The sequence below is a fragment of the Paenibacillus sp. JJ-223 genome (assembly GCF_927798175.1).
GTDB lineage: Bacteria > Bacillota > Bacilli > Paenibacillales > Paenibacillaceae > Paenibacillus > Paenibacillus hubeiensis.
Genome location: NZ_CAKMMP010000003.1, coordinates 44,100 through 70,178 on the forward strand (window position 1 = coordinate 44,100; position 26,079 = coordinate 70,178).

Genomic DNA, 26,079 nt, shown 5'->3' on the forward strand with positions numbered 1-26,079 from the left:
CCGCTGTATAATGGCGTTATCACGCAAATAAGGTGGGAGACGGCCATGCCCCTTTCGTTTTTGAAATGGTTGAAATTTAATTTGACCAATACCCAAACCCGGCTGCTGCTGATTTTGACGATTGCGGTGTTCGCCATCATCATCGCCGTTGGCATGACGACGTATTATTCCTCCAAATCCGTGCTGCAGCAGGAGCTTAGCGAACCCCAACATCAGATGCTGCGCATCGGCATGAACGACATTGACGAGATGATGCGGGAAAGCGACCAAATCGCGGTCAAAATCGCCCTGAACGGGAACGTGTATCAATTTCTGACGAGCGACGTCCAGGCTTCGTACCAAAACATCACCGAGCTGCTGAAGTTTATGGAAACGCTGATCAGCAGCACGTCTTTCATTAAAAGCGCTTACATTTATGACGTGGAACGTGGAAGCATGGTTGCTTTTCCCCAAGGATTCAGTTCAAGCAAAGCCAACTTTCCCGATTCCGGTTGGGTAGACGTTGCCGATGATTTTAAGGACCGGCCCATGCTGGTCAAGCAGCGGGAAATCCCGTCGGCCTCGGGCCCACCTGCCAGGCAAATCACGCTTTATCGCAAAATCATGATATCGGGCCAGTTCAAGGGCATCATTGCCGTGAATTTCAAATCGGAGCAGATGTTCAGGCATATGCTGCAATCGTCGGTCTCCCGCCTTGACAGCCGCCGTTTGATTCTGGATGTAGATCATCAACCGTTATACGAGCTGGGAAATTATCGCGTTGGGGCAGAAGTGGTGGATCAGGTCCTCTCACAGCTGGATGGGGAGAAGATCGGGGAATTCGAGCACGAAGGCAAAACCTTGCTTGCTTCGCAAATCGTGTCCCCGTATACCGGTTGGCGCTACTTGTCCGTCATTTCGCAAGACAGCCTGCTCGCGAGCGCGCAGAAGATCCGCAATACCGTTTTTGTCGTATCGCTGCTTGCGCTTGCGGCCGGGGCGGCGGCCATTGCCTTCTACAATGCATCCGCCTTCAGGCCGGTGAAGCGGATGCGACAACTGCTCAGCGGTTATGACAGGGTACGGATGGATACGGGCACGATCGATCTGGAGAAAATCACGAGCCAGCTGCTCACGGACCATGCCCAGCAGGCGATGAATTTGCGGCAAACGCTGCCGGAGGCTTCGAGCAAATTTTTGATGGACATCCATGCCGGCCATATGTCCGGGACCCGGGAACTCAGCGAGAAGTGGGAGCGATATTTCAGGGAATGGGATCCAGCGCCGCTCATCATCGCAATGTTGTCGATCGACGACTATGAGGCATGGTGTAAACGATTCAACAAACCGGATCATTCCCTGTTGAAGTTCGCCATCGCCAATATCGCAGCCGAGCTGCTGTCCGGGCAATGGCGCGTGCTGACCGCCGATCTTGGAAGAGATCGCATGATGGTGATGCTTCAGCCGCTTGGCCGTTTCAGTGACGGCGACGCAGTGACTGCCATCGGAGAGACACTCCCGATGATTCGCAGGCTGCTCAAATTCCAGGTGTCGGCAGGGGTCAGCGCGAATCACGACGGATATATGCACTTGCAAAAAGCGATGCAGGAAGCCGAGCTCGCCTTGGACTATAGGCTTTATCGGGGTTATGAGCAAGCGATTCCGTTTCGTGAGGTGGCTGCTGCGCCATTGGACGATGGTGTTAGTGAAGATCAGGAGACGATGGCTCCTTTGACGGAGAGTATCGAAGCCGGTCATGCGGAGGCGGCGCTCCATGTGTTGGATAAAATGCTCTCTCGCCTGCAGCAGGAGAATACGCACCCTTCGAGAGCCATGGCCTGTTTGCGATCCGTGGCTGAAACGTTGGAAACCCTTCGTTTAAGTCGTGCCGCGGAATGCCGCGATCTTGAATTGTCCAGCTTGCGCACGATGCATCTGGAGGATGTCCAGGCGCTGCTTAAAGAGCAGGTCGAGGCGATGTGCGCGTGGTTTGGCGGCATGCTGCTCAGCAAGGATTTCGTTCTGTGCCAGCAGATGATTGCGTTCATGAACGATCATCTGGAGGAGCCCATAGGCATTCAGGACATTGCCGAGCACGCCGGGATCGGTACCAGCCTCGCCAGCCAGCTTTTCAAACAGGAAATGAACGAAACCATCCATGGATATTTCACCAAATTGCGGATGGAGCGTGCATGCAGGCTGCTGGTGGACACCGATTATAAAATCTCGGAAATCGCTTCCATGGTGGGGTACCAGCACGAGAACAGCTTTATTCGCGTATATCGCAAAACGAAGGACATTACTCCGGGGAAATACAGGGAGATGATGCGCACCCGAAGGGATTCCTTGTTGGAGCCTTGAAGATTTTGCTGTGTATTTCTCAGTTTTGAACGGAGTTGAAAAGGAGGAGCGGACATATGATGGATCGCCAATCGATCGTCACTAGAAACCATCCGGTGCTGACGCGGATCGAACCCCTGTCACCTTTATCAGTAGGCAACGGGGAATTTGGATTCAGCGCCGATTTCACAGGGCTCCAGACCTTTCCGGAAGCCTACGAAATTCCTTTGGGAACCCAATCCGCTTGGGGTTGGCATTCAACCGGAGGCCGCCATGTATTCGGTGACGAGCATATCGTCTTCCAGCCTTTCGATACCTATGGCCGGCAAGTATTATATCCGATGAAACCGGAAGGCAAAGACGAGGCCTATCATTGGCTGCGCCAAAATCCGCATCGTCTCCAGCTTGGACGCATCTCGTTTCGGCTGCTGCGGCAAGACGGACAAGAGGCGGAGTTGAGCGACGTTGTTCCGATCCGTCAGGAGATGCATCTCTGGACAGGCGTGCTTCACAGCATCTTCGCGGTGCAAGGTACGGAAGTCAGGGTGGAAACGACCTGTGATCCGCAGCGGGATTGCATCGGCATTCGCGTGCACTCCGCTTTGATTCGCGAAAATCGCCTGCAGCTGTTCGTTGCGTTCCCTTCACCGGACATGACCCACCGCAGCTGGTCGAAGTCTGTTTTTCCGGAATGGAACCGGGATGACAGGCACAGCACGGCGCTGATCGAAACAAGGGATGGTTCCGCTGCATGGAAACGTTTGCTGGATGAAGACGAATATGCCGTGAAATGGATGTGGGACAAAGGGCGGCTGACGCAAACGGGAACTCACGAATTTACGCTAATGCCGCGCATGGATTCCGACTCGGAAAGCTGGGAATGCAGCATCGCGTTTGCTCCCCGTAATCCGGAGCCGCAGCCGGCGCATGCCATTATGCAAGCAAGCTCGGATCACTGGCAGCGATTTTGGAATGGCGGGGCCGCCGTCGATTTGTCCGGCAGCACGGACCCGCGCGCTGCCGAACTGGAACGGCGGATCGTGTTATCCCAGTTCCTCTCTGCCGTACACAGCGCAGGAAGCATGCCGCCGCAGGAAACGGGGTACATGTACAACAGCTGGTTCGGCAAAATGCATCTGGAGATGCATTGGTGGCATGCGGCGCATTTTCCGCTGTGGGGGCGTGCCGATCTGCTGCTGAGAAGCATGGATTGGTATGTGGCCATCCTGCCGGAGGCTCGCAAATTGGCTCGTTCCCAGGGCTATGCGGGTGCCCGCTGGCCCAAGATGGTCGCGTACGATGGGCAGCAATCGCCGTCGCCCGTCGCACCGGGTTTGATCTGGCAGCAGCCGCATCCGACGGCACTGGCCGAAATGTGTTATGCAGCACGCCCGGAGGTATCGTTGCTGGAACGATACAAAGACATCGTGTTCGAGGCGGCTGATTTTATGGTTTCCTATGCTCATTGGGATGACGAAAAGAAGGCGTATGTTCTGGGTCCGCCGCTCATTCCGGCACAGGAAAACCATGCCATGGCCGAAAGCCTGAATCCGCCGTATGAGCTGGAATACTGGAAATACGGGCTGGACATTGCGGTGCGATGGGCAGAACGGCTGGGCATAACAGCTCCGCCGGAATGGATCGATGTGGCCTCTCAAATGGCGAAACCGCGGCATGAGGAAGGCGTGTACCTTGCGCATGAACACTGCCCGAACACCTTTACCGCCAAAAATCAGGATCATCCATCGATGCTCGGAGCGCTCGGCCTGCTGCCTGGCTCCTTGGTCGACAAAGGCATCATGAAAGAAACGCTGCTCAAGGTAAAGCAATGCTGGGACTGGGAGTCTGCCTGGGGGTGGGATTTCCCGATGTGCGCCATGACGGCGGCCAGGCTGAACGAACCTGAGCTCGCCGTCGATTTCCTGCTGATGGAGGCGACGAAGAACACGTATTTGCCAAATGGACACAACTATCAAAGACCCGGACTATGGGCATACCTGCCCGGAAATGGCGGATTGCTGACGGCGGTGGCGATGATGGCCGCAGGATGGACGGGAGCCGCTGAACGGGAGAATCCGGGATTTCCGCAAGACGGGAGCTGGAACGTGAAGTGGGAAGGGCTTAAACCGTTGCTTTGATGACCAGTTTCATCTTTATTCATAACAACACCTGGCACTTGTCGGGCAATCGTTGAAGAACACGACAGGGGGAGAGCGATATGGGCGAAATGTCGGCAAACGCAATACAGCGGCAAAGCAGAATGTCCGCCAAAATCGCGGATACGCTGCTGTCCGAGTGCACGGACGGGAACCACCCGAAGCTTGCGGGAAAATGGGGCTACGTTGCCGGAATGACGCTGATGGCCCTAGAGCGTGCGGCAGCCTGGAATAAAGAAGCGAAATATGCGGAAATGGTCCACCGCCACATGGACGGCTTGATTGGCGACGACGGAACGATCCGGACCTACTGTCTGGAAGACTATAACCTGGACATGATCAATGAAGGGAAAAACCTCTTTTCCCAGTGGAAAAAAACGGGCGACGAGAAATACCGCCTGGCGATATTGCGGCTGGTCGCGCAGTTGAAAGGACAGCCGCGCACGAGCGAGGGCGGGTTCTGGCATAAGAAGATTTATCCGTATCAAATGTGGCTGGACGGCGTGTACATGTCCTCTCCGTTTTTGGCCGAATATGCCAGTACGTTCGATCATCCTGAGAGCTTCGATGAAGCGGCACGTCAAATATTGCTGATCGAGCGGAGAACGCGCAATTCCAAGACGGGGCTGTTGCATCATGCCTGGGACGAGAGCAGGGAGCAGCGTTGGTGCGACAAGGAAACCGGCCAATCTTTTCATGTCTGGGGCCGGGCGATGGGCTGGTATGCGATGGCTGTGGTCGATGCGTTGGAGCATTTTCCGATCGATCACTCGCAGCGCGGGCAGATCATGGGCATTTTCGAGCGGATGGCTTATGCGATTGCCCACGCGCAGGACCATGACAGCGGGCTATGGTATCAGGTCATGGACCAGAACGGCAGGGAAGGCAATTACCTGGAAGCTTCCGCTTCCTGCATGCTGACTTATGCGCTGGCGAAGGGACTGCGGCTTCGGTATTTGGCCGAGTTGGATCGCAGCGTCATTGAACGTGCGTATGATGGAATTTTGAACAGGCTGGTTACCGAGGATGAAAAGGGGATACACCTGCACCATATTTGCCACGGCGCAGGCCTTGGCGGCAAGAAATACAGGGACGGCTCATACGCTTATTACATTAACGAAGAGATCGTGAGTGATGCGCAGATGGGCGTTGCTCCGTTCCTGCTGGCCAGCATTGAAATGGAGAAGCTCGGGGCAGGAGAACCATGAGCAGCTTGGCAGGAGATTCGAATGCCGCCAGACCGGACCAAAACAGACTGCTGTTGAAATATCCTGCATCGTGGTGGCAAGGCATGTGGCGTGAAGCGCTTCCTTCGGGCAACGGCAGACTTGGCGCTTCCGTTCAGGGAGGCGTTCAGGAGGAAATTGTGTTATTGCAGCATGCCGATCTATGGCATTGGGGCCAAAAGCACGAACTGCCTGACGTCAGTCATACGCTGCCGGAGACGCGTCGCCTGATGGATGAGGAACGTTATTTGGAGGCGAGCTGGCATTTGACGCGAACGCTGCAGTCGCTCGGGTATGCCTCCAGGTTGTCTTCGCGATTTCCGATGGTGGCGCTAACCGTAACGATGCCTGGCAACCGTGCTTTCCGCAGCTACCGCCGGGAACTGGAGATGGACACGGGTGAGGTTCAGGTTCGCTGGCAAGACGGCGAGCGGGAATACTCCAGATGTTTGTTCGTCTCCCGGGCGGACGATTGCATCGTCTATAAGGTGGAAGGGAGAGAGCTGGAAAGAACAAACCCTATAAAGGGTACGGAAAACCGGGCTGGAGCATCGCCTGAAGGTCCGCTCGAAGGTTGGATCGAAGGAATGATCGGGCTGCGGTTTCACCCCGGCGACAAGGTGCGGGAGGATGACGAATTCAAGGCTTTGGCGTCTTCGATCACTGTAAGAGTAGAAGACAACACGATCTATTACGGTGGCCGCAACGATGACGGGCAAGATTTTGGCGCGGTGCTTGTATTGAATCCTTTAGATGGCGGGCACACGGTAAGGAAGAATTCAACGGATGTAGGCAGTACTGCTCAAAAGGGCAGTGACAAGCAGGCTGAAGGTTCAGGCAAAGCTGATCAACACGAAGGAAGCGGCCAAGCGCTTGCGGGTCATCTCCATTTTCGAATGCCAGGCACATGGCTGATTTTGGTCAAAGTGTTTGCGACCGGGGAAAGGCAGCGGCAGTGGCCTCGGTTAAAAGAGGAACTGTCGCAGCTCGCCTCCGATTACGATGTTTTGCTCGCCAGGCATGTCGCGCTGCATCAACCGCTATTCCGCTCTGTCGGACTTGATCTGGATGATGAAGGCGATGATGGCCGCTGCAATGAAGAGATGCTTCTGGCAGCCTATGAAGGCGCCGCTCCTGCGGGGCTGGTTCGCAAACTTTGGGCTTTCGGCAGGTACCTTTTCATCAGTGGAACGCATGAGCACGGGCAAACGCCTTTTGGTCTTTATGGCTTGTGGGGCGGGGATTACCGGCTGATCTGGGGCCATCACATGGCCAACGAAAACGTGCAAATGATGCATTGGCATTCCAATGTGGGCGGGTTGTCCTGCCTGAACCGGGCATTGTTCCGTTACTATAACGGTTTAATGGAGGATTTTCGGGATAATGCACGCAAGCTCTACGGCTGCCGGGGCATCTATATCCCTGCCGGAACGACGCCGGGCATCGGTGTGCCGAACCAGATCGTGCCGGTTATCATGAACTGGACCGGAGCAGCGGGCTGGCTTGCCAGGCATTATTACGAACATTACAGATATACCGGCGACCTGCATTTTCTGCGGGACGAAGCTTTGCCGTTTATGCGTGAGGCTTTGCTGTTTTATGAGGACTTTCTGGTGCCGGGCCCGGACGGGAAATATATCATCTATCCATCGGTATCTCCGGAGAACACGCCGCAGAACTTCATGCCCAAAGACGGACAGCAGCTTGCACATCCAATGCCCACCGCTATGAATGCTACCATGGATGTGGCCATCGTGAAGGAATTGCTTCAGCATACGATTCAGGCCAGCCATTTGCTCGGCATTCACAAAGAAGACATCCCGCGCTGGGAAGCCATGCTCGGCCGTTTGCCTGCGTATATGGTCAATCCGGCCGGCGCAGTGAAGGAATGGCTGTATCCCGCGTTCGAGGATCGGCAGGATCATCGTCATCTTTCGCATATGTATCCGGTTTTTCCGGGACAGGAGGTGACCCGTGAGCAGCAGCCGGAGCTTTTCAAAGCATTCGAAACGGCGGTGCATCAGCGCCGACTCGGCGCCCAGAGCGGCTGGTCGCTTGCACATATGTCTTCCGTCTATGCACGCCTGGGCGATGGTGATCGGGCACTGGAGTGTCTGGACGTTCTCGCGCGCTCCTGCGTGCTCCATAACGGTTTTACCCTGCATAATGACTGGCGCCAAATGGGGGTGAGTATGACGATGCCTGCTGCACCCGTGCAGTTGGATGCCAATTTGGGCTGGGTCAATGCGGTACAGGAAATGCTGCTATACGTTTCACCGCAGTGGATCAAACTGCTGCCGGCATTGCCGTCCTCATGGGTGAAGGGTTCTTTCCGCGATTGGCGCATACCGGAAGGAAGCCTGTCTCTCCACTGGGATCGGTCAGCAGGAGCATTCCGCGCAGAAATAAGCGCCCTTCGTCCGATGGTTGCCAAGCTTCAATTGCCGCCATGGGTTCCAGGCATTCATGCCTATGGACGAAAGGATGGCATTTCGGGACCGATGGCGCCGGGTGAGTATAACCTACAATTAGAAGCCGGGGAGAGGCTTGTGGTTGAACAGGCATGATGTCAAAATGATGAACTGGATGTTATAATTTGGTTTTAATACATTAGCTGAGTAGAGCAGAGAAAGGTGAGATGAGGAGCATGGCTCAAGTCAAAATTTTCGGGATAAAGGAACGCCTGAATCCGGTGAAAGCGAGGTTGTCGGACATCGTCCATGAGTGCGTTGTCGCAAGCTTCGATTTGCCTGAAAGTAAAAAATTCCATCGGTTTTTCCCCATGGACCGGGAGGATTTTCATTATGCGCCCGGACGCACGGAAGCGTATACGATCATTGAATTGAGCATTTTTGAAGGCCGGTCGGAAGCGGCGAAGAAACAGCTGTTTCGTTCGCTTTTCGAACGAATCGAGCAAGAGCTGGCTATTGCCGTTCAGGATGTTGAAATCACGATCTTCGAGACGCCGAAATCCAACTGGGGCATACGGGGATTACCCGGAGACGAATTGGATCTTGATTATAAGGTGGATGTGTAATTAAGTAAGGAATAAAAGATGCCAAGCCGCCGAAAGGTGGCTTTTTTGGTTTTTAATGAATCAGGATGGTGTTGGGGTTGCCGATGGAAGTTTAAGATGCGCAATTCATTTTTTTCTTGACATGTGATGAGAGATGCAATAGATTTTATCTATTAAAGAAATCAATTGAATGGTTTAGAGGTGGTCGAGAGTGGACGAAAGAGAATTTAGAGACGGCTTGTTTATTGAATTCGCTCGGATTGGTAAGTGTTTATCCAGTCCCAAGCGGTTGGAAATTTTGGACGTGCTGACGCAGGGACCGAAATCGGTAGAAAGCATCTCCAAAATGACTTCGATTTCTGTGGCGAACGCTTCCCAGCACTTGCAAACCTTACATCAAGCTAAATTGGTCGTATCCAAGAAACGTGGAAATTATGTGTTTTACGAGCTTTCCGATCCGGCAGTATTACATTTTCTCCATTCTCTTTACGGACTTTCAGAGAAAAAGCTGGTCGAAGTCCAACATATTAAAGAGCAATTTATGGGGCAATTTTCGGATGTGGAGGCCGTCACACTGGATGAATTGTCAAAGCGTATGGATGCAGGAGAAGTCGTGCTTTTGGACGTGCGTCCGATAGATGAATACGAAGCGGCACATATTCCGGGGGCGGTATCAATCCCCATTGAAGAATTGGCCGAGCAATTATCCTCATTGCCGCAAGATGCCGCCATCGTAGCTTACTGTCGTGGACCATATTGCCTTATGGCGATCAAAGCTATTGAAATGCTCAAGGCTCGGGGTTACGAGGCCTTCCATCTTGATCGAAGTGTTCATGATTGGAATGATTACGTGAGTAAGGAAGCAACCACTTCATAAACTTGGAACCAATCAGCAAGGTCTGACCGATATGAAAAATCAGCCTGATTCAGGGAAAGGTGTTAACAAGATGGGAATGGCAAGCTCTGTCACAAGGCAACAAGAATTGATTAATAGCTATGCGGAGTCCCCGGAGAAACAACGGAAGCTGTATCGGCGTACACTTGCAACAGTGATTTTCTCGCAAATTTTTGGAGGTGCCGGCCTTGCCGCCGGAATCACGGTGGGCGCTTTGCTGGCTCAGGACATGCTGGGTACGGACAGTTACGCGGGCGTACCCACGGCACTGTTTACGTTGGGATCGGCTGCGGCAGCCTACATGGTCGGCAGGTATTCTCAGAAAAAAGGGAGAAGGCTTGGCCTGGGTCTGGGATTTGTAATCGGGGGCATAGGCGCAATCGGGGTGATTTTCGCGGCACTCCTGAACAGCATTTGGCTGCTCTTACCTTCGTTGCTCGTATACGGTGCCGGGACAGCGACCAATTTGCAGGCGCGTTATGCAGGAACAGATTTGGCATCACCGAAACAGAGAGCAACTGCAGCGAGCATGGCGATGGTATTCACGACCTTTGGTGCGGTTGCTGGACCTAATCTGGTCGACGTTATGGGCGAATTTGCGCTTACGATTGGTGTACCTAAGCTTGCGGGACCCTTTATTCTGGCTGCGGCCGCTTATATTTTGGCTGGGATCATACTGCTGGTCTTTCTTCGACCTGATCCACTTTTAGTTGCGAAAGCTGCAGCTACGCGAACAGTGCACAATACAACATCTGCGGGACAAACGGAAACACTGCTTGAACGCAGAGGAATCATTCTTGGTGCTTCCGTGATGATTCTGACTCAAATCGTTATGGTTGCCATTATGACGATGACCCCGGTACATATGAAACATCATGGGCACGGGTTAAGCGAGGTAGGGATTGTCATTGGTTTCCATATTGGATCGATGTATTTTCCTTCGTTGATTACAGGCATTTTGGTGGATAAAATCGGTCGAACGACCATGGCCATCGCATCGGGGGTAACGTTACTCCTTGCGGGAATCACGGCAGCGCTTGCGCCAGCCGACTCCATGACACTGTTAATCATTGCCCTTTCGCTTTTGGGGCTCGGATGGAATTTTGGACTCATCAGTGGTACGGCACTTATCGTGGATTCAACGAGATCGACGAATCGTGCAAAAGTGCAAGGTTCTGTGGATGTATTGATCGCGCTTGCGGGTGCCTCTGGCGGAGCGCTGTCCGGTATGATGCTGGCACATACCAGTTATGCGGCCTTATCTTTTGCAGGAAGCGCACTATCGACATTGCTGATACCGATTATGTTCTGGCCTCGTAAAAGGCAAGCGAACGTAGCATTGAATACAATGGGGCTTAACGAATCGAAGGGTGAATAAGGTGGATTGTGACTATCATTGGCGCCGCTGGGCACTCCATGTCTATTCTTGCGAACATATGTTAAAATGGAACAGTACTTACGTTTTAGCAAATAAGGAGGCCCACATGCAGCTGATACAACCCCAAGATATCCAATCCCGGATCGATCGGCTGGCCGATCAGGATCTGTACGTACACCTGGAACTGACGTCAGGTGCATATGCCAATCATTATGACAGCTCGAAACACCCGGCTTCGGCATTCATTACCAATGCGGTTATTCGATATACGCAAGGTTCCATCTCCGGTACAAACCCTTACCGTGTCGGTTTGAAGACAACGCAAGGCTGGATCTATGCCGAAGGACTTACTCACGTCGACGAAAACGAGCAGGAGCGATTGATCCTGGCCGGGCACGATAGCCAAGGCAAATTGGTTGTCGCCCTGCAGTTGAGCCGGGAACCCTTTTGAAGAAAGCGGAGGATCAAGCAAACATGAACAATAAAACATATGAAAATCAACGCATTCTTGTCGTGTTTCCCCATCCTGACGATGAAGCATTCGCTGCATCGGGAACGTTGGCCAAGTACATAGCCGGAGGTGCTCAGGTAACTTATGCTTGCCTTACGCTTGGCGAGATGGGTCGCAACATGGGCATTCCGCCGTTCGCCAACCGGGTCACTCTGCCGATCATTCGCAAAGAGGAACTGAAGGAGTCTGTCGAGGCGATCGGCATTCAGGATTTGAGAATGCTCGGCTTCCATGACAAAATGATCGAATTCGAAGATAAAGACCTGCTCGACGGTCAGATCATGGAACTGGTCAAGGAACTGAATCCCGCACTTGTCATTACCTTCTATCCAGGGTACAGCGTACACCCCGATCATGATGCGACCGGTGCCGCCGTCATTCGTACGATCCAACGGTTGCCGGCAGAAGAGAGACCGCTCGTATACTGCGTGGCGTTTTCCCGCAATCATGAAGAGGCGATCGGAAAACCGGACGTGTTGGTGGACGTCAGTGATTTTCTTGCCAACAAGGTGAATTCGATTCGTGCGCACCGTTCGCAATTCCAGGCCGCAGAGCTTTTCGGAAACCGTGAGCTGGACGATGAAGAAATTCGCGGGAGGTACGGCCGGGAAGCATTCTGGACCTATCGTTTCGAGTAATTTCCATGCATCCGTCCATATGATTACACATCGAAAAGCCGCCATTGGCGGCTTTTCGTTTGATCAGGCCAGCCAGTATTTACTGGTTTGCCTGTTTTGCTGGTTTGGATTCGAAGGTTTCCCATCGTATGGCAACCTCCATCACAATGGCTACAATGACTCCAACGATGAGTCCGTTCGAAAAAATCGGCGACCACAGCGGCGGAAAATCCGCGAATGCGGAGGCAGGAATGTTCATGATGCCGATCCCGGTCAATACCGGAAGGGCCACGCGATAGATCGTTTTGTCGTTGAACGAAGTCAGCGTGAATGAGCGGATTGCCGTACCGAACATTTGCAGATACGCAATGAACAGCACCGCGCTGCCCACCGACATCGGAAGTGTGGCTAGCCAGTGGCTAAGGGCGGGGACGATCCCCACCAGCACGAGTAAGGCTGCCCCCAGCACAAATGCGGCGCGGCGCAGCACTTTCGTATTTTCCAGAAAGCCGATGGAGGAGGCAAACGTGCCGAACGGTATCAAGCCAAAGCATGCACCGATCACCGAAAACGATTTGGTGAACAATAACGAGCGCACAAATCGCTTGTTTTCAATGTTTTGCTGATACAGTTTGCCTGCTGCCGTGAGGCTCGTTAAGGTGTTGGTCATGTTAACGAGGCCGGCGACGAGGCCGACGAGCAAAATTCCCGGTTCGAAGGAAGGCTTGCCCCAAGGCATCCAGTTCCATATAGCGAGGCTGCCCGTGTTCGCCGATGCCGTCCCGTCATGCTGGCCGAACAAGGCCGCATAAGCGATCCAACCGATAACCAAGCCGCCAAGCAGCGAAAATTGGCCGATTTTGCCCTTTCCTTTCATGTGGATCAGCGATACAACCACCATGACAAAAAGCGATAGTCCCGCAAGCTTCAAATCCCATTTGCCCTCTTCGTTGAAGCCGATCAGGCCTTTAAAAAACGTATTCGCCAGTTGGAAGGTCAGCAGGAGCAGATAAACACCCATAACGATGGGTGTAAATATGCGCTGCAGCAGCTTCAAGAAGCCGAATAACGTCAATGCCATCGCCAGGATGCTGGACAAAATAAACCCGCCTGTCAAATTCGCCGCAACGGTGGCCGCATCCATGCCCATGGTCGGGGCGGAAGCGATGATGCCCAAAACAAGCCCCCACCAAACCCCGGCAGGTCCATCCATAAGTGCCAAACGATGTCCCCAGAGAGCTTGCACGATGCATAATATGCCGGTCAAAATAAACGAACGCTGCATCGAAGCAGCAAGATCCGGAGCGTCCAGCCCAAGCGCATGGCCGATCGACAGCGGCACAAGCACCGTGTTGGTAAACAAAAAGAAAAGCCACTGCACGCCTGCTAGAAGGGTGCTGATGGCATGTTTAGACTGTGCAAATTCCATAATTCATTCCCATCTTTCTGTACTATACAAACCGACTAATCAATACGGCTTCTATAAACATATTTGATTAAGCGTATTAGCGGCCGCCCGCCGCTTTCAGAATCGCGATCATTTCGATATATCCGCGTTTTTCCGCATGTGCCAACGGCGTTACTCCTTCGTTGTCGGGCAGATTTACATCGGCCCCGTGCTCGGTCAACAGCTGCACGATCCGGGTATGTTTGGTGCCGCCATGACCCAAAATAACGGCTTCCAGAAGAGCGGTACAACCCAGATTGTTGATATGATCGATGTTGACGTCGGAGTGCTCAAGCAAGTACTGCACGATGTCCACATGTCCGCGGTCGGCGGCCGGAATGAGTGCGGTCCCGCCGAACCGGTTCGTAAGCGTCGTGTCTGCTCCCGCCTCCACGGTCAGTTTGACGATATCCAGCAAGCCTTCGGCACCTGCGTACAGCAGCGGGTTATCGGAGCGATGATCGCGCTGGTTGATGTCGGCCCCCGCATCGATCAGCGCTTTTAGCGTGTCCGGATGGTTGCCATGGGTGGCAGCTAATGCTGCGGTCCGTCCGCGTTCGTCGGTAGCGTTAATGTCGGCGCCGGCCTGAAGCAGGGCGAGGATCTTTGCGGTGTTGCCCTGTTCGGCAGCCGCGAACCATTCTTTTTGCATAACTTCATCTCCTTTCGTGTTAACCGTACAACCTGCCAGAATGATAACTATCGCAGCCAAGAGGCCTTGGGTTAAATAACTCACATTATCCCTCCATGAATAGGTAACGTTTTTATGTTATCATGGGATTTATCTATATGAAAAATATTAAATTCGTAGCGAAAGTATATGAAAAAAGTATGTTTGATCACGCCGTCAACCATTCATGTACGCATTTACCGAGTATGGAGGAACTCATGGATATCAAACAGTTGCGTTATTTCATCGCCCTTGCCGAGGAAAAGCAGGTGACTTCGGCAGCGCGCAGGCTTCATATGTCCCAGCCCCCGCTCAGTCAACAGCTGAAGCTGATGGAAAGCGAGCTGGGCGTACGGCTGTTTCACCGGAACGGGCGTCATTTGGAGATGACGGCTTCCGGGAAAACGTTGTACGAGCATGCACTGACGATTACCCGCCTGATGGAGGAAGCCAAAGAAGAGGTGCGCGAATCCGGCACGGATATTCGGGGGAAATTGTCCATTGGAGTCAATACGTTGTCCGATCCGGGGCTGCCGGGTGCACTAAGCCGTTTTCGGGAGCAATATCCCAAAGTGACGTTCAAGATCCAGCAGAACGAAACGAATACGCTCATCCGGTTGATCCGGGAAAAGATGCTCGACATGGCCATCGTCCGCATGCCCGTCGATATGGAAGGACTGGACTACGCGCTGCTCGGGGAAGAGCCTCTTCAATTCGTTGTCGGGGAGAACGGACCGGCATCCGTAGCAAACCTTGCTCAGGCCGTATCCTACGAAACGATCGCGGGTTATCCGCTGCTGCTCCCCAGTACGGAAGGTCTAGGACTATACAATCTGTTGCTGGAGCAATTCCTCTCCAAAGGGCTAACGCCGGACATTATCGGAGAATGCTCCGATATCGGCATGCTGCTGGAACTCGTTTCCTCCGGATTCGGGGCGTCCATATTGCCCAAGACGTCACTGGCGAGATATATGGATCATCGCCTGCGAACGTATCGCATCGATGATGCAAAGGCGGTATCCGGTTCGGCCGTAGTCTGGCTGAAACGCCATTATTTGAGCAAAGCGGCCATGCTGCTGATCGATTCGATATCGGACAGGTCATCCCGCGAGCGTTGAAACCGGTATTGTTGCATCGGCATGCCGCATATGGGCAACCGGATCAAACTTGTGTTAACATGTGCACTAACGCATTCATAGCAACATGAAGAAGGTGAACCCATGTCGATTCGAATCAAAATGCTGTTGTCCTTTACGGGGATGGTGGTCATAAGCCTGTTGTTTGTCTTGTTTACGGCAAGTCTCTATACCATTGCAGCGACGGGTGATCTGCAAAGCTTCCGCGATATTTATAAAGTACATTACCAAGTCAACCCGCTAACCGATCAAGGAGAAGCCATCTTCCAGGAATTGAAATATACAGCCAAAAACAGCCCGGACGACCTTCAGGACGTCGTTTTGCTGCGCGAGTACGACATGAAGCTGCGAGTCGAGAAATCAGGGCTGTTCGTCAGGCGCGAGAGTCATCAGATTTTCGAATCGCTGACGTTCAATCAACCGGAACTGGGGAGGGCGCTGCCTCCCTATGATCTGAACAACAACCAAATCCGCAGCACGTTTAACATCAGCGAACGATTCTATGCTTACGCCAAATTCGATTTCACATTTTCGGACGGTGAGCGGGGGAGCGTGTTCGTCATTCGGGAGAGAAGCCCGGTTGCCGAACTTACGCGTAAACTGCTTCCGGTTATGTCGCTTTTGCTGATCGGCGTGCTGATCGTTACGAACCTGCTGCTTTACCGCTGGATCACTCGAAGTTTCATTAAGCCGTTGAATCAACTGAAAGACTCTGCAGAGCGAATCAAGGAGGGCAACCTCGCGTTCCAACTCAAGCGCAATTCCAATGACGAGGTCGGACAATTGAGCGAAGCTTTCGAGAGCATGCGCAACCAATTGCAGCGTTCGAACGAGCTCCGGAAACTGGACGAACAGAACCGAAAGGAGCTCATTTCCAACATTTCGCATGATTTGCGTACGCCGATCACCAACATTAAAGGATACATCGAAGGCATTCGCGACGGCGTGGCCAACACCCCTGAGAAAATGGAAAGCTACGTCAACATCATTCACGCCAAAGCCGTTAGCATGGACAAGCTGGTCGATGAGCTCTTCTTGTACTCCAAGCTCGACTTGAATCAAGAACCGTTTCTGTTCAAAACGGTGGACATCGTCGATTTTTTGGAAGACAGCATCGAGGAATTAAGATACGACATGGAAGGCAAAGGCGTCGTCTTCGGTTGGTTCAACCATGCGGCCGGGCCAGTCATGGCATCAGTGGATTTGGACAAGCTGCAGCGTACGGTGGTCAACATCGTGGACAATGCGCTGAAATATATGGAAACCGACGGACAGAGGCGATTCGGCATTACGCTGGATGCGGACAGCGAATGGATCACGATGGCGTTCATGGATAACGGAAAAGGCATACCGGAAGAGGCCTTGCCCCATATTTTCGAGCGTTTCTACCGTACGGAGCCATCCCGCAATTCCGCAACGGGAGGGAGCGGACTAGGGCTTGCCATCGCCCGTCAAATCATCGACGGCCATGGGGGCTTGATCTGGGCAGAGAGCGAGAAGGGGGCAGGGACGACGATTTTCATCCAATTGAAACGGCTGACGGAAGAGGAGGTACGGCATGGAGAAAGCCAACATATTGATCATTGAGGACGAAACGACGATTGCGCAATTGGAGCGGGATTATTTTGAGCTTCACGGATTCGCTGTCGATCTTTGCCATACCGGAAACGAAGGGCTGAAGCTGGGGCTGGAGGAAGACTATAACCTGATCATTGTTGACCTGATGCTGCCGGGATTGGATGGTTTCGAGTTGTGCAGGCGCATTCGCGAGGTGAAGGAAGTGCCCATTCTCGTCGTGTCCGCCAAAAAGGAAGAGATCGACAAAATCCGGACGTTCAATCTGGGCGTCGACGATTTTATCACGAAACCGTTCAGTCCAAGCGAATTGGTTGCCAGAGCCAAAGCCCATTTGATGAGATACGAGCGGCTGCTCGGCAAAAGCAAACCCGCGGAGCAGGATGAAATTCATGTTCGCGGACTGCACATCGACAAGGCATCCCGCCGCGTGTTTGCGAATGGCGAAGAAATCGCGATCACTACGAAGGAGTTCGATCTGTTAGTCTTCCTGGCCAGCCATCCTAACAGGGTATTTGGAAAAACCGAATTGTTCGAACGTATTTGGGGCATGGATTCCAGTGGGGATATCGCCACGGTGACTGTGCACATTCGCAAGCTTCGCGGAAAGCTTGAGGCTGATCCGTCGAATCCGGAGTATATCGAAACGGTATGGGGAGCAGGGTACCGGTTTACGGTCTGAGTTTCGATAAAAATTCGCCAAAGTTTATTTTTTGTTAATCTTTTTGCCCTTGGGAGTTTCTTTCTATCCTCTATGCTAGGAATACAGGCAATAACAACCCATTAGAGGAGGAAATTCAGCATGAAACTCACAGCCAAAAAATTCGCCGCATTGTTAACCATAGCCGCATTAGGAACGACAGCACTTCCGACCTCTTATCATCAGGCATACGCAGCTCCAAGCACCGTGAACGTCTCGGCGACAGGATTGCAGTTGGCCTCGCAGATTGAAGCTGCCATTAAGGAATTGAACGATCTCGGCATCATGAACGGATATGCAGACGGCTCGATGGGAGAGCAGCGGGAAATCAACCGTGCCGAACTCGCCACATTGTTATATAAAGGGTTTGGACTGGAAAACAAGTCGGGTGAAGGCGTGCAATTGTCCGACGTCAATGCCAATGCATGGTATGCGCCATACGCATCGAAGCTTGTTGAACTCGGCATCATGAAAGCCGACAACGGTCAGTTCAATCCGCAAGCCACCATAACGGATGCGGAGCTCGCTGAAGCCGTTTCCTCGGTGCTGCAGCGGGACATCAAATCCGTTCAGCACTGGATGAACGCATTTTACGTGGAGAGCAGCCCAGTAACGCGGGGAGAAACGGCGGTCTTGCTGCAAACGGCCCGTTTGGCCATTTCTTCCGAAGAAGCACAGGTGACCAGCGTTCGATCGCTGAACGCCATTACACTGATCGTTACGTTCGACAGACCATTGACAGCAGCGGATGAAGTTTTTGCCAAAGCACAAACGGATTTGGCGATCAGCGGAGGGTTGAAATTAACCAACATGCCTCGTTTGAAAACAGGGTCGATCGCAACCTATATCGTTCCGACGTCCGTTCAGAACGAGGGCGAATTCTATCGTCTTACATACAAAGGGACAGCTGCAGGCACATTCACGGGCAGCGGCACCAAACTGAATATGACGACAGCAACCCAGATCACGAACGATACATTTGAGCTTGAAGCTCTGCAAGCGAATGGCGTCGTCGACTACGGGTACGTCATTTCCGCATACAGCGGCGGACGTGGCGCAAACGCATTCGTGCTGGACGACAGCGAAGAAGCAGCAGGAAAAACGTATCAGATCATCTCTTCCATGCAAGCAAGAGAAGTGGTGATCACACCGGAAGGCGGCGAGCCGATTGTTGCGAAATACGTTCCGTTCACCCAATCGACGGATGGCAAACAAAAGCCGAAATTCCGCATGCCGGAAGGGCAGGTGCTGCAACCTGGCGTGAAATATACGGTGACTTCCGATTGGGCAAACATTGCCAATCCTTCGTTCGTGGCGTCAACGTTCGAACCGCTCCAGATTGAAAGCGCGCAGGCCTTGAGTGAAACGTCCGTGGAAGTCACGCTGGCCCAAGATCCTGGCGATGAACTGTTCTCCGGCCGCAGCGTCACGCTGACATCGCCGGAAGGAGACGTATTGACGGCGACATACAAATATTCGAGCCGCAAAGGCGCGACAGGCGTATTTGACCTGTCTGGCGACGGCAAGCTGGTAACTGGCACAACGTACACGGTGGCACCTGTCGGCGAATGGGCGGCCGGTTCTTCGGTAACGACGACGTTTGAGTAAGAGAGCGGACGTGAACATTCCGGACCGAGGCGGCGTATCGCCGCTCACCCACGCCAAGTACAACGGATTTAAGGAAATAGAAGCCATCCCTGCTGCAGGCGAGTGCCAAAGAGTAGACTTAGTTTCAAATTGCAAATCCCATCAAAAACGAAAACCGGCCTTCTCCGCATCAGGAGAAGGCCGGTCTTTTGTAATCGTCAATGTATATTGATGGAATGACAAGGCTTAAAAATCGAAATTGTCCGGGTCGGGTCCGACGCGCAGATTTTCGTTCATCGCCGTAATTTGCTTCATTTCATCGGCGGACAGTTCAAAGTCGAACACATCGGCATTGGAAACGATCCGCTGCTCTTTGGTGGATTTCGGAATCGTCACCACGCCATTTTGCAGATCCCAACGGATGATGACTTGGGCCACTTCCTTGTTGTGTTTGTCCGCGATTTCCCGGAGCAGCGGATGGTCGAGCAATTGTCCTTGCATCAACGGTGACCACGCCTCCAATTGAATGCTGTGCTCGCGGCAGAAGTCGCCGACTTCCTGCTGGGTGAGACGAGGATGGTATTCCACCTGATTGACCATGGGCACAACTTTGGCGTCCTTCATCAAATCCTGCAGATGATGAACCTGGAAGTTGCTGACACCGATCGCTTTCACTTTGCCGGATGCATAGAGCGTCTCCAATGCTCTCCAGGCCTCTTTATATTTTCCGGCAACCGGCCAATGAATGAGGTACAGATCCAGGTAATCCAATCCCAATTTTTGCAGACTTGCCTCATATGCGGCAAGAGTGGACTCATATCCAAGATCGGCATTCCATACTTTCGAAGTGATGAACAATTCGTCACGGCTTATTCCGGCATTTTTCATACCTTGGCGGATGCCTTCGCCGACACCTACTTCATTGCCATAAATAGCAGCGGTATCGATGCTCCGATAACCTTGCCCAATCGCATATTGAACCGCATGAACGAGTTCCTGTCCTTCTTCCACCTTGAATACGCCGAGGCCCAGGCCTGGCATGTTGACTCCATTATGCAGCGTGACTGTATCTTGCAGGTTTTTTATCATGATTGTGCCTCCAATGAATGGTTTTGTTGGTATTTTGTTTGTTGCGGTTTATCGGCTCGGGCGTCGCGTTTTTCAAGCAGTCGGCTCCAGCCTGTAAGAATAACCGCGCCTGCGACCATCAGCGCCCCGATCCAGGCGGTGTGGATCAAGCCGATCGAATCGGTGATCACGCCGCCGAGATACGAGCCGATGGCGATGCCTGCATTAAATGCCGCGATGTTGATCGCGGACGCGACATCCACCGCTGATGGAACATAACGCTCTGCAAGCACGACGACATGCGACTGCAAGCCGGGAACGTTCATGAAAGCGAACAATCCCATGAGAATTAAAGTTATGAGACCGGCAACCTTATACGGTGCTGTGAAGTACATGGCAAACAGGACGATGGCCTGAATGATGAACATGAAAAATAATGCGCGCAGCGTATTGCGGTTAGCCAGTTTGCCGCCAGCCATGTTGCCGATGGCGATCGCAACGCCGTAGACGAGAAGAATGATGGCAACGGTGCTTTCTCCAAATCCCGTAATGGTTTGAAGCATTGGCGACAGGTACGTGTACACCACGAAGGTGCCGCCGTATCCCAAAGCGGTAATCATGAACATCAACAACAAGCGTCCGTTCGTGATCAGCTTGTACTGATCCCGGAAAGAAGCCTTCGCGCCTTTGCGCAGATCGGACGGAACGAGCAGGGCGTTTGCGACAAATGCTGCTGCACCGATGGCGACGATAATGATGAATGCGACGCGCCATCCAAATTGCTGCCCGATAAAGGTACCGATCGGCACTCCGGTTACCGTAGCCACGGTAAGGCCGGTAAACATGATCGAAATGGCGCTCGCCCGTCGGTGCTCAGGCACGACGTCCGCGGCGATCGTCGACCCGATCGACATAAACACGCCGTGGGAGAACGCGGACACGACCCGTGCGGCCAGCAGCATGCCGATGCTGGTTGCCGACGCCGCCAGCGCGTTGCCGATGATGAATACGACCATAATCCACAGCAGCAACGTTTTGCGTGGTATTTTCGAAGTGACGGACGTCAGTACGGGCGCTCCGAACGTGACGCCCAGCGCATATAGTGAAACGGTCAGCCCTGCCGTTGTGACGGAAATATGCATGTCCTCCGCGATCAGGGGCAGCAGCCCGACGCTGATGAACTCGGTGGTGCCGATGGCAAAGGCGCTAATGGCCAAAGCCAACAGCGCAAGCAGGCTGCGTTTGTTGTCCGTAGACATGAATGTTCCCTCCTGTATAGGTTATGATGCAAAGTAGATGCCAGCTTGATTTGTTAATCCGTAAAGCGTGGCACTCCTCGGCGACAAATGCTATTATGGAGGATGAATTCAAAGGTTGGAAGTACGTACTTTTTTGTACTATAGGAACCTGAAAGTACGATAGGTACTTTTTGGTGCCTACCTTATGCAATGGAGAGATGAAGATGAAGGACAAAAAATATAACATCGGGGTAGAGGCAACGCTGGACGTCATCGGGGGGAAATGGAAATGCGTCATTCTGTGCCATCTGACCCATGGACGGAGAAGAACTAGCGAGTTGAAGCGGCTCATGCCAGACATCACGCAAAAAATGCTGACGCAGCAGCTGCGCGAGCTTGAAGCCGACGGCATTATCAAACGGATCGTGCACCATGAAATTCCTCCCAAGGTGGAGTATGAATTGAGCGAATACGGGCAAAGCCTGCAAAGCATTCTCGATGCGTTATGCGCATGGGGGGAACAGCACATCTGTAATGTTTACGGCCATTACGACGTGCTCGACCAAAATCCGCTGAACGAACATTTGCGATCCTCCGCGAATGAACCGCAATAACGAACCCGCAGAATGAACTTAAGCCGTCTCGCAGCTCTCTGGAAAATGACAAAAGCCCTGCCAATCCATGGATTGGCAGGGCTTTTGAAGGTTGTTACATCGTCTAACATGGATACTCTACAGCATGATGTATGCATGGGAGTTGTTTTGCATTCAACGCGGTTCCTTGGTTGCCCGTGCAGCTTTCACATATTTAAGCTGTGCAACGATGATCACGCTGATAATGACCAGCAAAAACCAGGAGCTGATCTTGCTGAAACTGACGAGATGCCAGGTTTCGTGCTGGTCCGGATATTTCCAGCCATTAAAAAAGGTAGCGATGTTCTCGGCTGCCCAAATGAAAAATCCGACAATGAGAAAAGCGATCGTTAACGGCATGCGATACGTTTTGGTACGCACTCTATAGATGATCCAAGTTTTCCAGAAGACGATAAACACCAACGCCGTCAACCACCAGCGAAAATCAGGGATGAAATGATGGGTGAAAAAGTTGAGGTATATCGCTCCGCCAAGCAGGAAGGAAGATGCGCCTCCCGGCCATCCGGTCATATCCATCCGCAGCCTGCGCCAGATCTGGCACATGAAGCTCGCCACGCTCGCGTACATGAACCCGCTGTAGAGCGGAACTCCGAACAGTTTGGTATACGCTTCTTCAGGGTACGACCAAGATCCCATCCAGACTTTATACAATTCAAGTGCCAGGCCGATGACGTGAAAGACGCAGATGACTTTGATTTCGTCGAGGGTTTCCAGTCCGCTGCGGTACATAACATACTGCACGCCGAGCAATATGAGCAGGATCGCATCGTAACGATGCAGGAAAGGGATCTCGATGATGCTGGTCAGGGCCAGCGTTCCAAAGATGGCGACCGGGAAAATGCAGCTCATCGCCTGATGATATCCAAAATGGAAAAGTTGAATGAAAGCTTTCAAAACGGTTGTGCTCCTTCCGATGCACTGCCTGAATGCGATGGATGACATGACGTCATTCATTCGTTTTAATGTCTATAGAAACCGCGTTAATCAATCACACAAGGCCACTGCGAGTGCAGTACCATCTTCCGATCGCTGTTATCCCCAGATTTTTTTGAATCCCCTTTCTAAGGGGAAAATCCGGTGATAAATGCGACCGCTTCGCTTCTCCAGACTGGTTCTGCCTCTCCGTTAACGTGTGTATGTTTTTTGCGGTTTATTTACATAGCCCATTCATCATAATATATGTGATCAGGCAGAAAAAGAGAAAAAAACGGATGTGCATCTTCTTGTTTTAGCCGAAAAGGAAGGAAAGCGAACGACTGCTTTTAGCATAACGCACACAAAAAAAGCCGGACACGCCTGTTGCAGGCGGGACCAGCTTCTGAGGAATACGCGATAAAAGCAGCGCATGTGAATCAAACGGTTATTACATGTTCGTGTACTTCATCATGGTCTTAATTTACAGCAGTGGTTGAAACGTACTTGGCACGGGCAATTTTAGTGGCATCGACCATGTTGCGCAGGGAGGCGATCGTTTCTTCCTGTCCCCGGGTTTTTAAGCCGCAATCCGGATTGATCCAGAACAGCTTCGGATCGAGCACCCGCAAGGCACGGTCGATCATGGTGCTCATTTCCTCGACGTTCGGAACGCGCGGACTATGGATATCATAGACCCCGAGACCGATGCCCAGTTTGTATGTGTTCAGCTCAAAGCTGTGAATCAGCTCGCCATGGCTGCGGGACGTTTCGATCGAGATGACGTCGGCATCCATCGCTTCGATCGAGTCGATCATGTCATGGAATTCGCAATAGCACATATGCGTATGGATTTGCGTTGTTTCCTGTACGGTGCACGTCGTGATTCGGAATGCTTTGACCGCCCAATCCAGGTAATTCGCCTGCTCCGCTTCCTTAAGCGGCAAACCTTCGCGAACTGCGGGTTCATCGACCTGAATCATGCCAATGCCTGCCTGTTCCAAAGCTTCGACTTCTTGTCTAAGCGCGTAAGCCAGTTGATAAGCGATCTGCTCACGCGGGATATCGTCGCGCACGAACGACCAGTTCATGATGGTGATCGGTCCGGTCAGCATGCCTTTGACCGGGCGATCGGTTCGGGATTGGGCGTATTTGGTTTCTTCAACGGTCATTTCTCCGATAAAGGCGACATCCCCATAGATCACAGGCGGTTTTACGCAACGGGAACCATACGACTGGACCCAGCCGAATTGCGTAAACGCAAAGCCGGCCAGTTTTTCACCGAAAAATTCAACCATGTCGGTACGTTCGAACTCCCCGTGTACGAGTACATCCAGCCCGATATTTTCCTGAATTTCAATCCAAGCATCGATCTGTTTCCGGATAAAGTCGGCATATCGTTCATCACTGAGCTCGCGTTTGCGCCACGATTGGCGTGCTTTCCGCACTTCGGCGGATTGAGGGAAGCTGCCGATCGTCGTCGTTGGGAAAAGAGGCAACTGCCATTTGGCTTGCTGCAAGACGTAACGTTCCGCAAAAGGAAGGGAACGCTTCGGCTCTTGCTTACTCAATGCAGCCACCGCCTGATGAACGGCAGCCCGATTCCGCTCTGCCGATTGCTGAAGAGCCTGAAGGGCTTGCTCTGCATCATGCAATTCGGTTTCGATCTCTGCTTTCCCGGAAGACAGGGCTTTGGTCAACAGAACGATTTCATGGAGCTTCTCATCGGCAAAAGCGAGCGCGTTGTTCAACTCGGACGGAAGCTTCGTCTCTCGCTCCGTAGTAACCGGCACATGAAGCAGGCTGCAAGAGGACTGCACGATGATGCGTTCCGACGGCACGATTTTGGCCAAAGACTCCAGCAACAGCAGCTTGTCCTGAAGGGAAGCCTTCCAGATTCCACGCCCATCGATGACGCCTGCACCGAGCACCTTGTCTGCCGGGAAACCGGACGTTTGGATGGACTTCAGATTGCCGGAAAGCCCGTGAACGAAATCAAGACCGATGCCTTGCACGGGCAATGCCACGATGTCGTCATAATGTTCCACCGATTCAAAGTAGGTTTGCAGCATGATGTTCAGGCCTGGTGTCGCTGTGGCAAATGTCTTGTAGATTTTGTTGAGCCGGCTGATATCCGCTGTATCCAAGGAAGTGACCAGAATCGGTTCATCGATTTGAACCCACTGAACGCCTTCGTCCGCAAGCTCTTTAAGAAGCTGCGAATAGAGTGGAAGGAGGCGATCCAGCCAAGCATCGGTTTCGGATTTGTCGTACCCTTTGGACAATTTCAGGAAAGTCAGCGGACCAACGATCACGGGTTTGCCTTCAATCCCCAGCTGTGCCTTGGCTTCGCGGTAAGCGACCAGCGGTCTGTTCTCGGTGAGCGCGGGTTCGGCGCCGTCCAGCTCGGGAACGATATAGTGATAGTTGGTGTTGAACCATTTTGTCATTTCGCTGGCTGCCGCATCTTTCGTACCGCGGGCAATGCCGTAATAGACGGATAACGGAACGGCGCCGCCGTCGTAAGAAAAGCGTTTCGGAACGATGCCAAACATGACGGCTGTATCCAATATGTGATCGTAGAAACTGAAATCATTCACGGGAATGAGATCGACGCCTTTGGCCTGCTGTTTGCGCAAATGGTCTAAACGAATGTCTTGCAGCCGCTGCAAAAATTCCGTTTCTTCCAGTTTTCCGGCCCAAAAGGCTTCCAATGCTTTTTTCCATTCACGGTCCGCGCCGATTCGCGGATATCCCAATACACTGCTCTTCGTCATTGCTCATAACCCCTCTACAAATGTGTTACAGAAAAGGTATCATAGAATGCCCGGCACCATGTAATTCCAGAAAATTATATCTAGCTATAGCTAAAAGCTATAGTGGGAATGACGATGACTGCATGGAGCGAACCTGAAGAAGCTTCGGAAATGTACGGGAGATCGGCATCACGAATGGACCAATGGTTGTGGGGCATA

20 protein-coding genes are annotated in these 26,079 nt (G+C 52.5%); 14 read left to right on the forward strand and 6 right to left on the reverse strand.

What is annotated here, in order from left to right:
- Positions 1-45: 45 nt before the first annotated feature.
- The 9 genes from L6H98_RS06610 (at position 46) to bshB2 (ending at position 12,139) form a co-directional block, all read left to right on the forward strand.
- Positions 46-2,340 (forward strand): helix-turn-helix domain-containing protein, encoded by a 2,295-nt coding sequence (locus L6H98_RS06610; protein ID WP_236413817.1) that lies wholly within the window; start codon positions 46-48, stop codon positions 2,338-2,340.
- Between the two features lie 59 nt (positions 2,341-2,399).
- Complete coding sequence (locus L6H98_RS06615) at positions 2,400-4,457, forward strand: glycoside hydrolase family 65 (RefSeq protein WP_236414336.1); 2,058 nt, start codon at positions 2,400-2,402, stop codon at positions 4,455-4,457.
- A gap of 80 nt (positions 4,458-4,537) precedes the next feature.
- Positions 4,538-5,683, forward strand: a complete 1,146-nt coding sequence (locus L6H98_RS06620; protein ID WP_236413819.1) for a glycoside hydrolase family 88 protein — start codon at positions 4,538-4,540, stop codon at positions 5,681-5,683.
- A complete protein-coding gene (locus L6H98_RS06625) occupies positions 5,680-8,268 on the forward strand; it encodes a glycoside hydrolase N-terminal domain-containing protein (RefSeq protein WP_236413821.1) in 2,589 nt (862 codons plus the stop codon). Before L6H98_RS06620 ends, L6H98_RS06625 begins: the two co-directional genes overlap by 4 nt.
- Positions 8,269-8,348: 80 nt before the next feature.
- On the forward strand, positions 8,349-8,738 hold the full coding sequence (locus L6H98_RS06630; protein WP_236413823.1) for a tautomerase family protein: 390 nt from the start codon (positions 8,349-8,351) through the stop codon (positions 8,736-8,738).
- Between the two features lie 190 nt (positions 8,739-8,928).
- Positions 8,929-9,594 carry a metalloregulator ArsR/SmtB family transcription factor gene (locus L6H98_RS06635; protein WP_236413824.1) on the forward strand — a complete coding sequence of 222 codons (666 nt, stop codon included), beginning with the start codon at positions 8,929-8,931 and terminating at the stop codon, positions 9,592-9,594.
- A gap of 70 nt (positions 9,595-9,664) precedes the next feature.
- A complete protein-coding gene (locus tag L6H98_RS06640; protein WP_236413825.1) occupies positions 9,665-10,990 on the forward strand; it encodes an MFS transporter in 1,326 nt (441 codons plus the stop codon).
- A gap of 106 nt (positions 10,991-11,096) precedes the next feature.
- Entirely contained in the window at positions 11,097-11,441 is a 345-nt protein-coding gene (locus L6H98_RS06645) for a YojF family protein (RefSeq protein ID WP_236413826.1), read from the forward strand.
- A 23-nt stretch (positions 11,442-11,464) separates the two neighbouring features.
- The gene (gene bshB2 / locus L6H98_RS06650) at positions 11,465-12,139 is read left to right on the forward strand and encodes a bacillithiol biosynthesis deacetylase BshB2 (protein ID WP_236413827.1); all 675 of its coding nucleotides are present in this window, start codon (positions 11,465-11,467) and stop codon (positions 12,137-12,139) included.
- A gap of 79 nt (positions 12,140-12,218) precedes the next feature.
- Here the strand turns inward: bshB2 and L6H98_RS06655 are convergent, their stop codons facing one another.
- Both L6H98_RS06655 and L6H98_RS06660 read right to left on the reverse strand, forming a co-directional pair.
- Positions 12,219-13,547 carry a uracil/xanthine transporter gene (locus L6H98_RS06655; RefSeq protein WP_236413828.1) on the reverse strand — a complete coding sequence of 443 codons (1,329 nt, stop codon included), beginning with the start codon at positions 13,545-13,547 and terminating at the stop codon, positions 12,219-12,221.
- A gap of 76 nt (positions 13,548-13,623) precedes the next feature.
- Complete coding sequence (locus L6H98_RS06660; protein WP_236413829.1) at positions 13,624-14,217, reverse strand: ankyrin repeat domain-containing protein; 594 nt, start codon at positions 14,215-14,217, stop codon at positions 13,624-13,626.
- A gap of 236 nt (positions 14,218-14,453) precedes the next feature.
- Here L6H98_RS06660 and L6H98_RS06665 point away from each other — a divergent pair, with 236 nt between their 5' ends.
- The 4 genes from L6H98_RS06665 to L6H98_RS06680 all read left to right on the forward strand — a co-directional run bounded on the left by L6H98_RS06665 (position 14,454) and on the right by L6H98_RS06680 (position 19,254).
- Positions 14,454-15,353, forward strand: coding sequence for a LysR family transcriptional regulator (locus tag L6H98_RS06665; RefSeq protein ID WP_236413830.1), 900 nt, complete (start codon positions 14,454-14,456; stop codon positions 15,351-15,353).
- A 102-nt stretch (positions 15,354-15,455) separates the two neighbouring features.
- On the forward strand, positions 15,456-16,958 hold the full coding sequence (locus tag L6H98_RS06670) for a HAMP domain-containing sensor histidine kinase (RefSeq protein ID WP_236413831.1): 1,503 nt from the start codon (positions 15,456-15,458) through the stop codon (positions 16,956-16,958).
- Entirely contained in the window at positions 16,930-17,628 is a 699-nt protein-coding gene (locus tag L6H98_RS06675) for a response regulator transcription factor (RefSeq protein WP_236413832.1), read from the forward strand. Before L6H98_RS06670 ends, L6H98_RS06675 begins: the two co-directional genes overlap by 29 nt.
- Positions 17,629-17,748: 120 nt before the next feature.
- The gene (locus tag L6H98_RS06680; RefSeq protein WP_236413833.1) at positions 17,749-19,254 is read left to right on the forward strand and encodes an S-layer homology domain-containing protein; all 1,506 of its coding nucleotides are present in this window, start codon (positions 17,749-17,751) and stop codon (positions 19,252-19,254) included.
- A 225-nt stretch (positions 19,255-19,479) separates the two neighbouring features.
- On the opposite strand, the gene L6H98_RS06685 is transcribed toward L6H98_RS06680, so the two are convergent.
- Together L6H98_RS06685 and L6H98_RS06690 are read right to left on the reverse strand one after the other, a co-directional pair.
- Positions 19,480-20,322 carry an aldo/keto reductase gene (locus L6H98_RS06685; protein WP_236413834.1) on the reverse strand — a complete coding sequence of 281 codons (843 nt, stop codon included), beginning with the start codon at positions 20,320-20,322 and terminating at the stop codon, positions 19,480-19,482.
- On the reverse strand, positions 20,319-21,560 hold the full coding sequence (locus tag L6H98_RS06690) for an MFS transporter (RefSeq protein WP_236413835.1): 1,242 nt from the start codon (positions 21,558-21,560) through the stop codon (positions 20,319-20,321). Before L6H98_RS06690 ends, L6H98_RS06685 begins: the two co-directional genes overlap by 4 nt.
- Positions 21,561-21,763: 203 nt before the next feature.
- Here L6H98_RS06690 and L6H98_RS06695 point away from each other — a divergent pair, with 203 nt between their 5' ends.
- A complete protein-coding gene (locus L6H98_RS06695) occupies positions 21,764-22,153 on the forward strand; it encodes a helix-turn-helix domain-containing protein (protein ID WP_236413836.1) in 390 nt (129 codons plus the stop codon).
- Between the two features lie 153 nt (positions 22,154-22,306).
- Here the strand turns inward: L6H98_RS06695 and L6H98_RS06700 are convergent, their stop codons facing one another.
- Together L6H98_RS06700 and metE are read right to left on the reverse strand one after the other, a co-directional pair.
- Positions 22,307-23,086, reverse strand: a complete 780-nt coding sequence (locus tag L6H98_RS06700; RefSeq protein WP_236413837.1) for a DUF817 domain-containing protein — start codon at positions 23,084-23,086, stop codon at positions 22,307-22,309.
- 497 nt (positions 23,087-23,583) lie between these two features.
- Positions 23,584-25,881, reverse strand: coding sequence for a 5-methyltetrahydropteroyltriglutamate--homocysteine S-methyltransferase (metE, locus tag L6H98_RS06705; protein WP_236413838.1), 2,298 nt, complete (start codon positions 25,879-25,881; stop codon positions 23,584-23,586).
- Positions 25,882-26,079: the final 198 nt, after the last annotated feature.

Coding starts and splice junctions, on each gene's coding strand:
- L6H98_RS06675 (WP_236413832.1), top strand. CDS start 16,930: ATGGAGAAAGCCAACATATTGATCATTGAGGACGAAACGACGATTGCG.
- L6H98_RS06645 (WP_236413826.1), top strand. CDS start 11,097: ATGCAGCTGATACAACCCCAAGATATCCAATCCCGGATCGATCGGCTG.
- bshB2 (WP_236413827.1), top strand. CDS start 11,465: ATGAACAATAAAACATATGAAAATCAACGCATTCTTGTCGTGTTTCCC.
- L6H98_RS06660 (WP_236413829.1), bottom strand. CDS start 14,217: ATGCAAAAAGAATGGTTCGCGGCTGCCGAACAGGGCAACACCGCAAAG.
- L6H98_RS06640 (WP_236413825.1), top strand. CDS start 9,665: ATGGGAATGGCAAGCTCTGTCACAAGGCAACAAGAATTGATTAATAGC.
- L6H98_RS06630 (WP_236413823.1), top strand. CDS start 8,349: ATGGCTCAAGTCAAAATTTTCGGGATAAAGGAACGCCTGAATCCGGTG.
- L6H98_RS06615 (WP_236414336.1), top strand. CDS start 2,400: ATGGATCGCCAATCGATCGTCACTAGAAACCATCCGGTGCTGACGCGG.
- L6H98_RS06670 (WP_236413831.1), top strand. CDS start 15,456: ATGTCGATTCGAATCAAAATGCTGTTGTCCTTTACGGGGATGGTGGTC.
- L6H98_RS06680 (WP_236413833.1), top strand. CDS start 17,749: ATGAAACTCACAGCCAAAAAATTCGCCGCATTGTTAACCATAGCCGCA.
- L6H98_RS06655 (WP_236413828.1), bottom strand. CDS start 13,547: ATGGAATTTGCACAGTCTAAACATGCCATCAGCACCCTTCTAGCAGGC.
- L6H98_RS06610 (WP_236413817.1), top strand. CDS start 46: ATGCCCCTTTCGTTTTTGAAATGGTTGAAATTTAATTTGACCAATACC.
- L6H98_RS06665 (WP_236413830.1), top strand. CDS start 14,454: ATGGATATCAAACAGTTGCGTTATTTCATCGCCCTTGCCGAGGAAAAG.
- L6H98_RS06690 (WP_236413835.1), bottom strand. CDS start 21,560: ATGTCTACGGACAACAAACGCAGCCTGCTTGCGCTGTTGGCTTTGGCC.
- L6H98_RS06620 (WP_236413819.1), top strand. CDS start 4,538: ATGGGCGAAATGTCGGCAAACGCAATACAGCGGCAAAGCAGAATGTCC.
- L6H98_RS06685 (WP_236413834.1), bottom strand. CDS start 20,322: ATGATAAAAAACCTGCAAGATACAGTCACGCTGCATAATGGAGTCAAC.
- L6H98_RS06625 (WP_236413821.1), top strand. CDS start 5,680: ATGAGCAGCTTGGCAGGAGATTCGAATGCCGCCAGACCGGACCAAAAC.
- L6H98_RS06695 (WP_236413836.1), top strand. CDS start 21,764: ATGAAGGACAAAAAATATAACATCGGGGTAGAGGCAACGCTGGACGTC.
- metE (WP_236413838.1), bottom strand. CDS start 25,881: ATGACGAAGAGCAGTGTATTGGGATATCCGCGAATCGGCGCGGACCGT.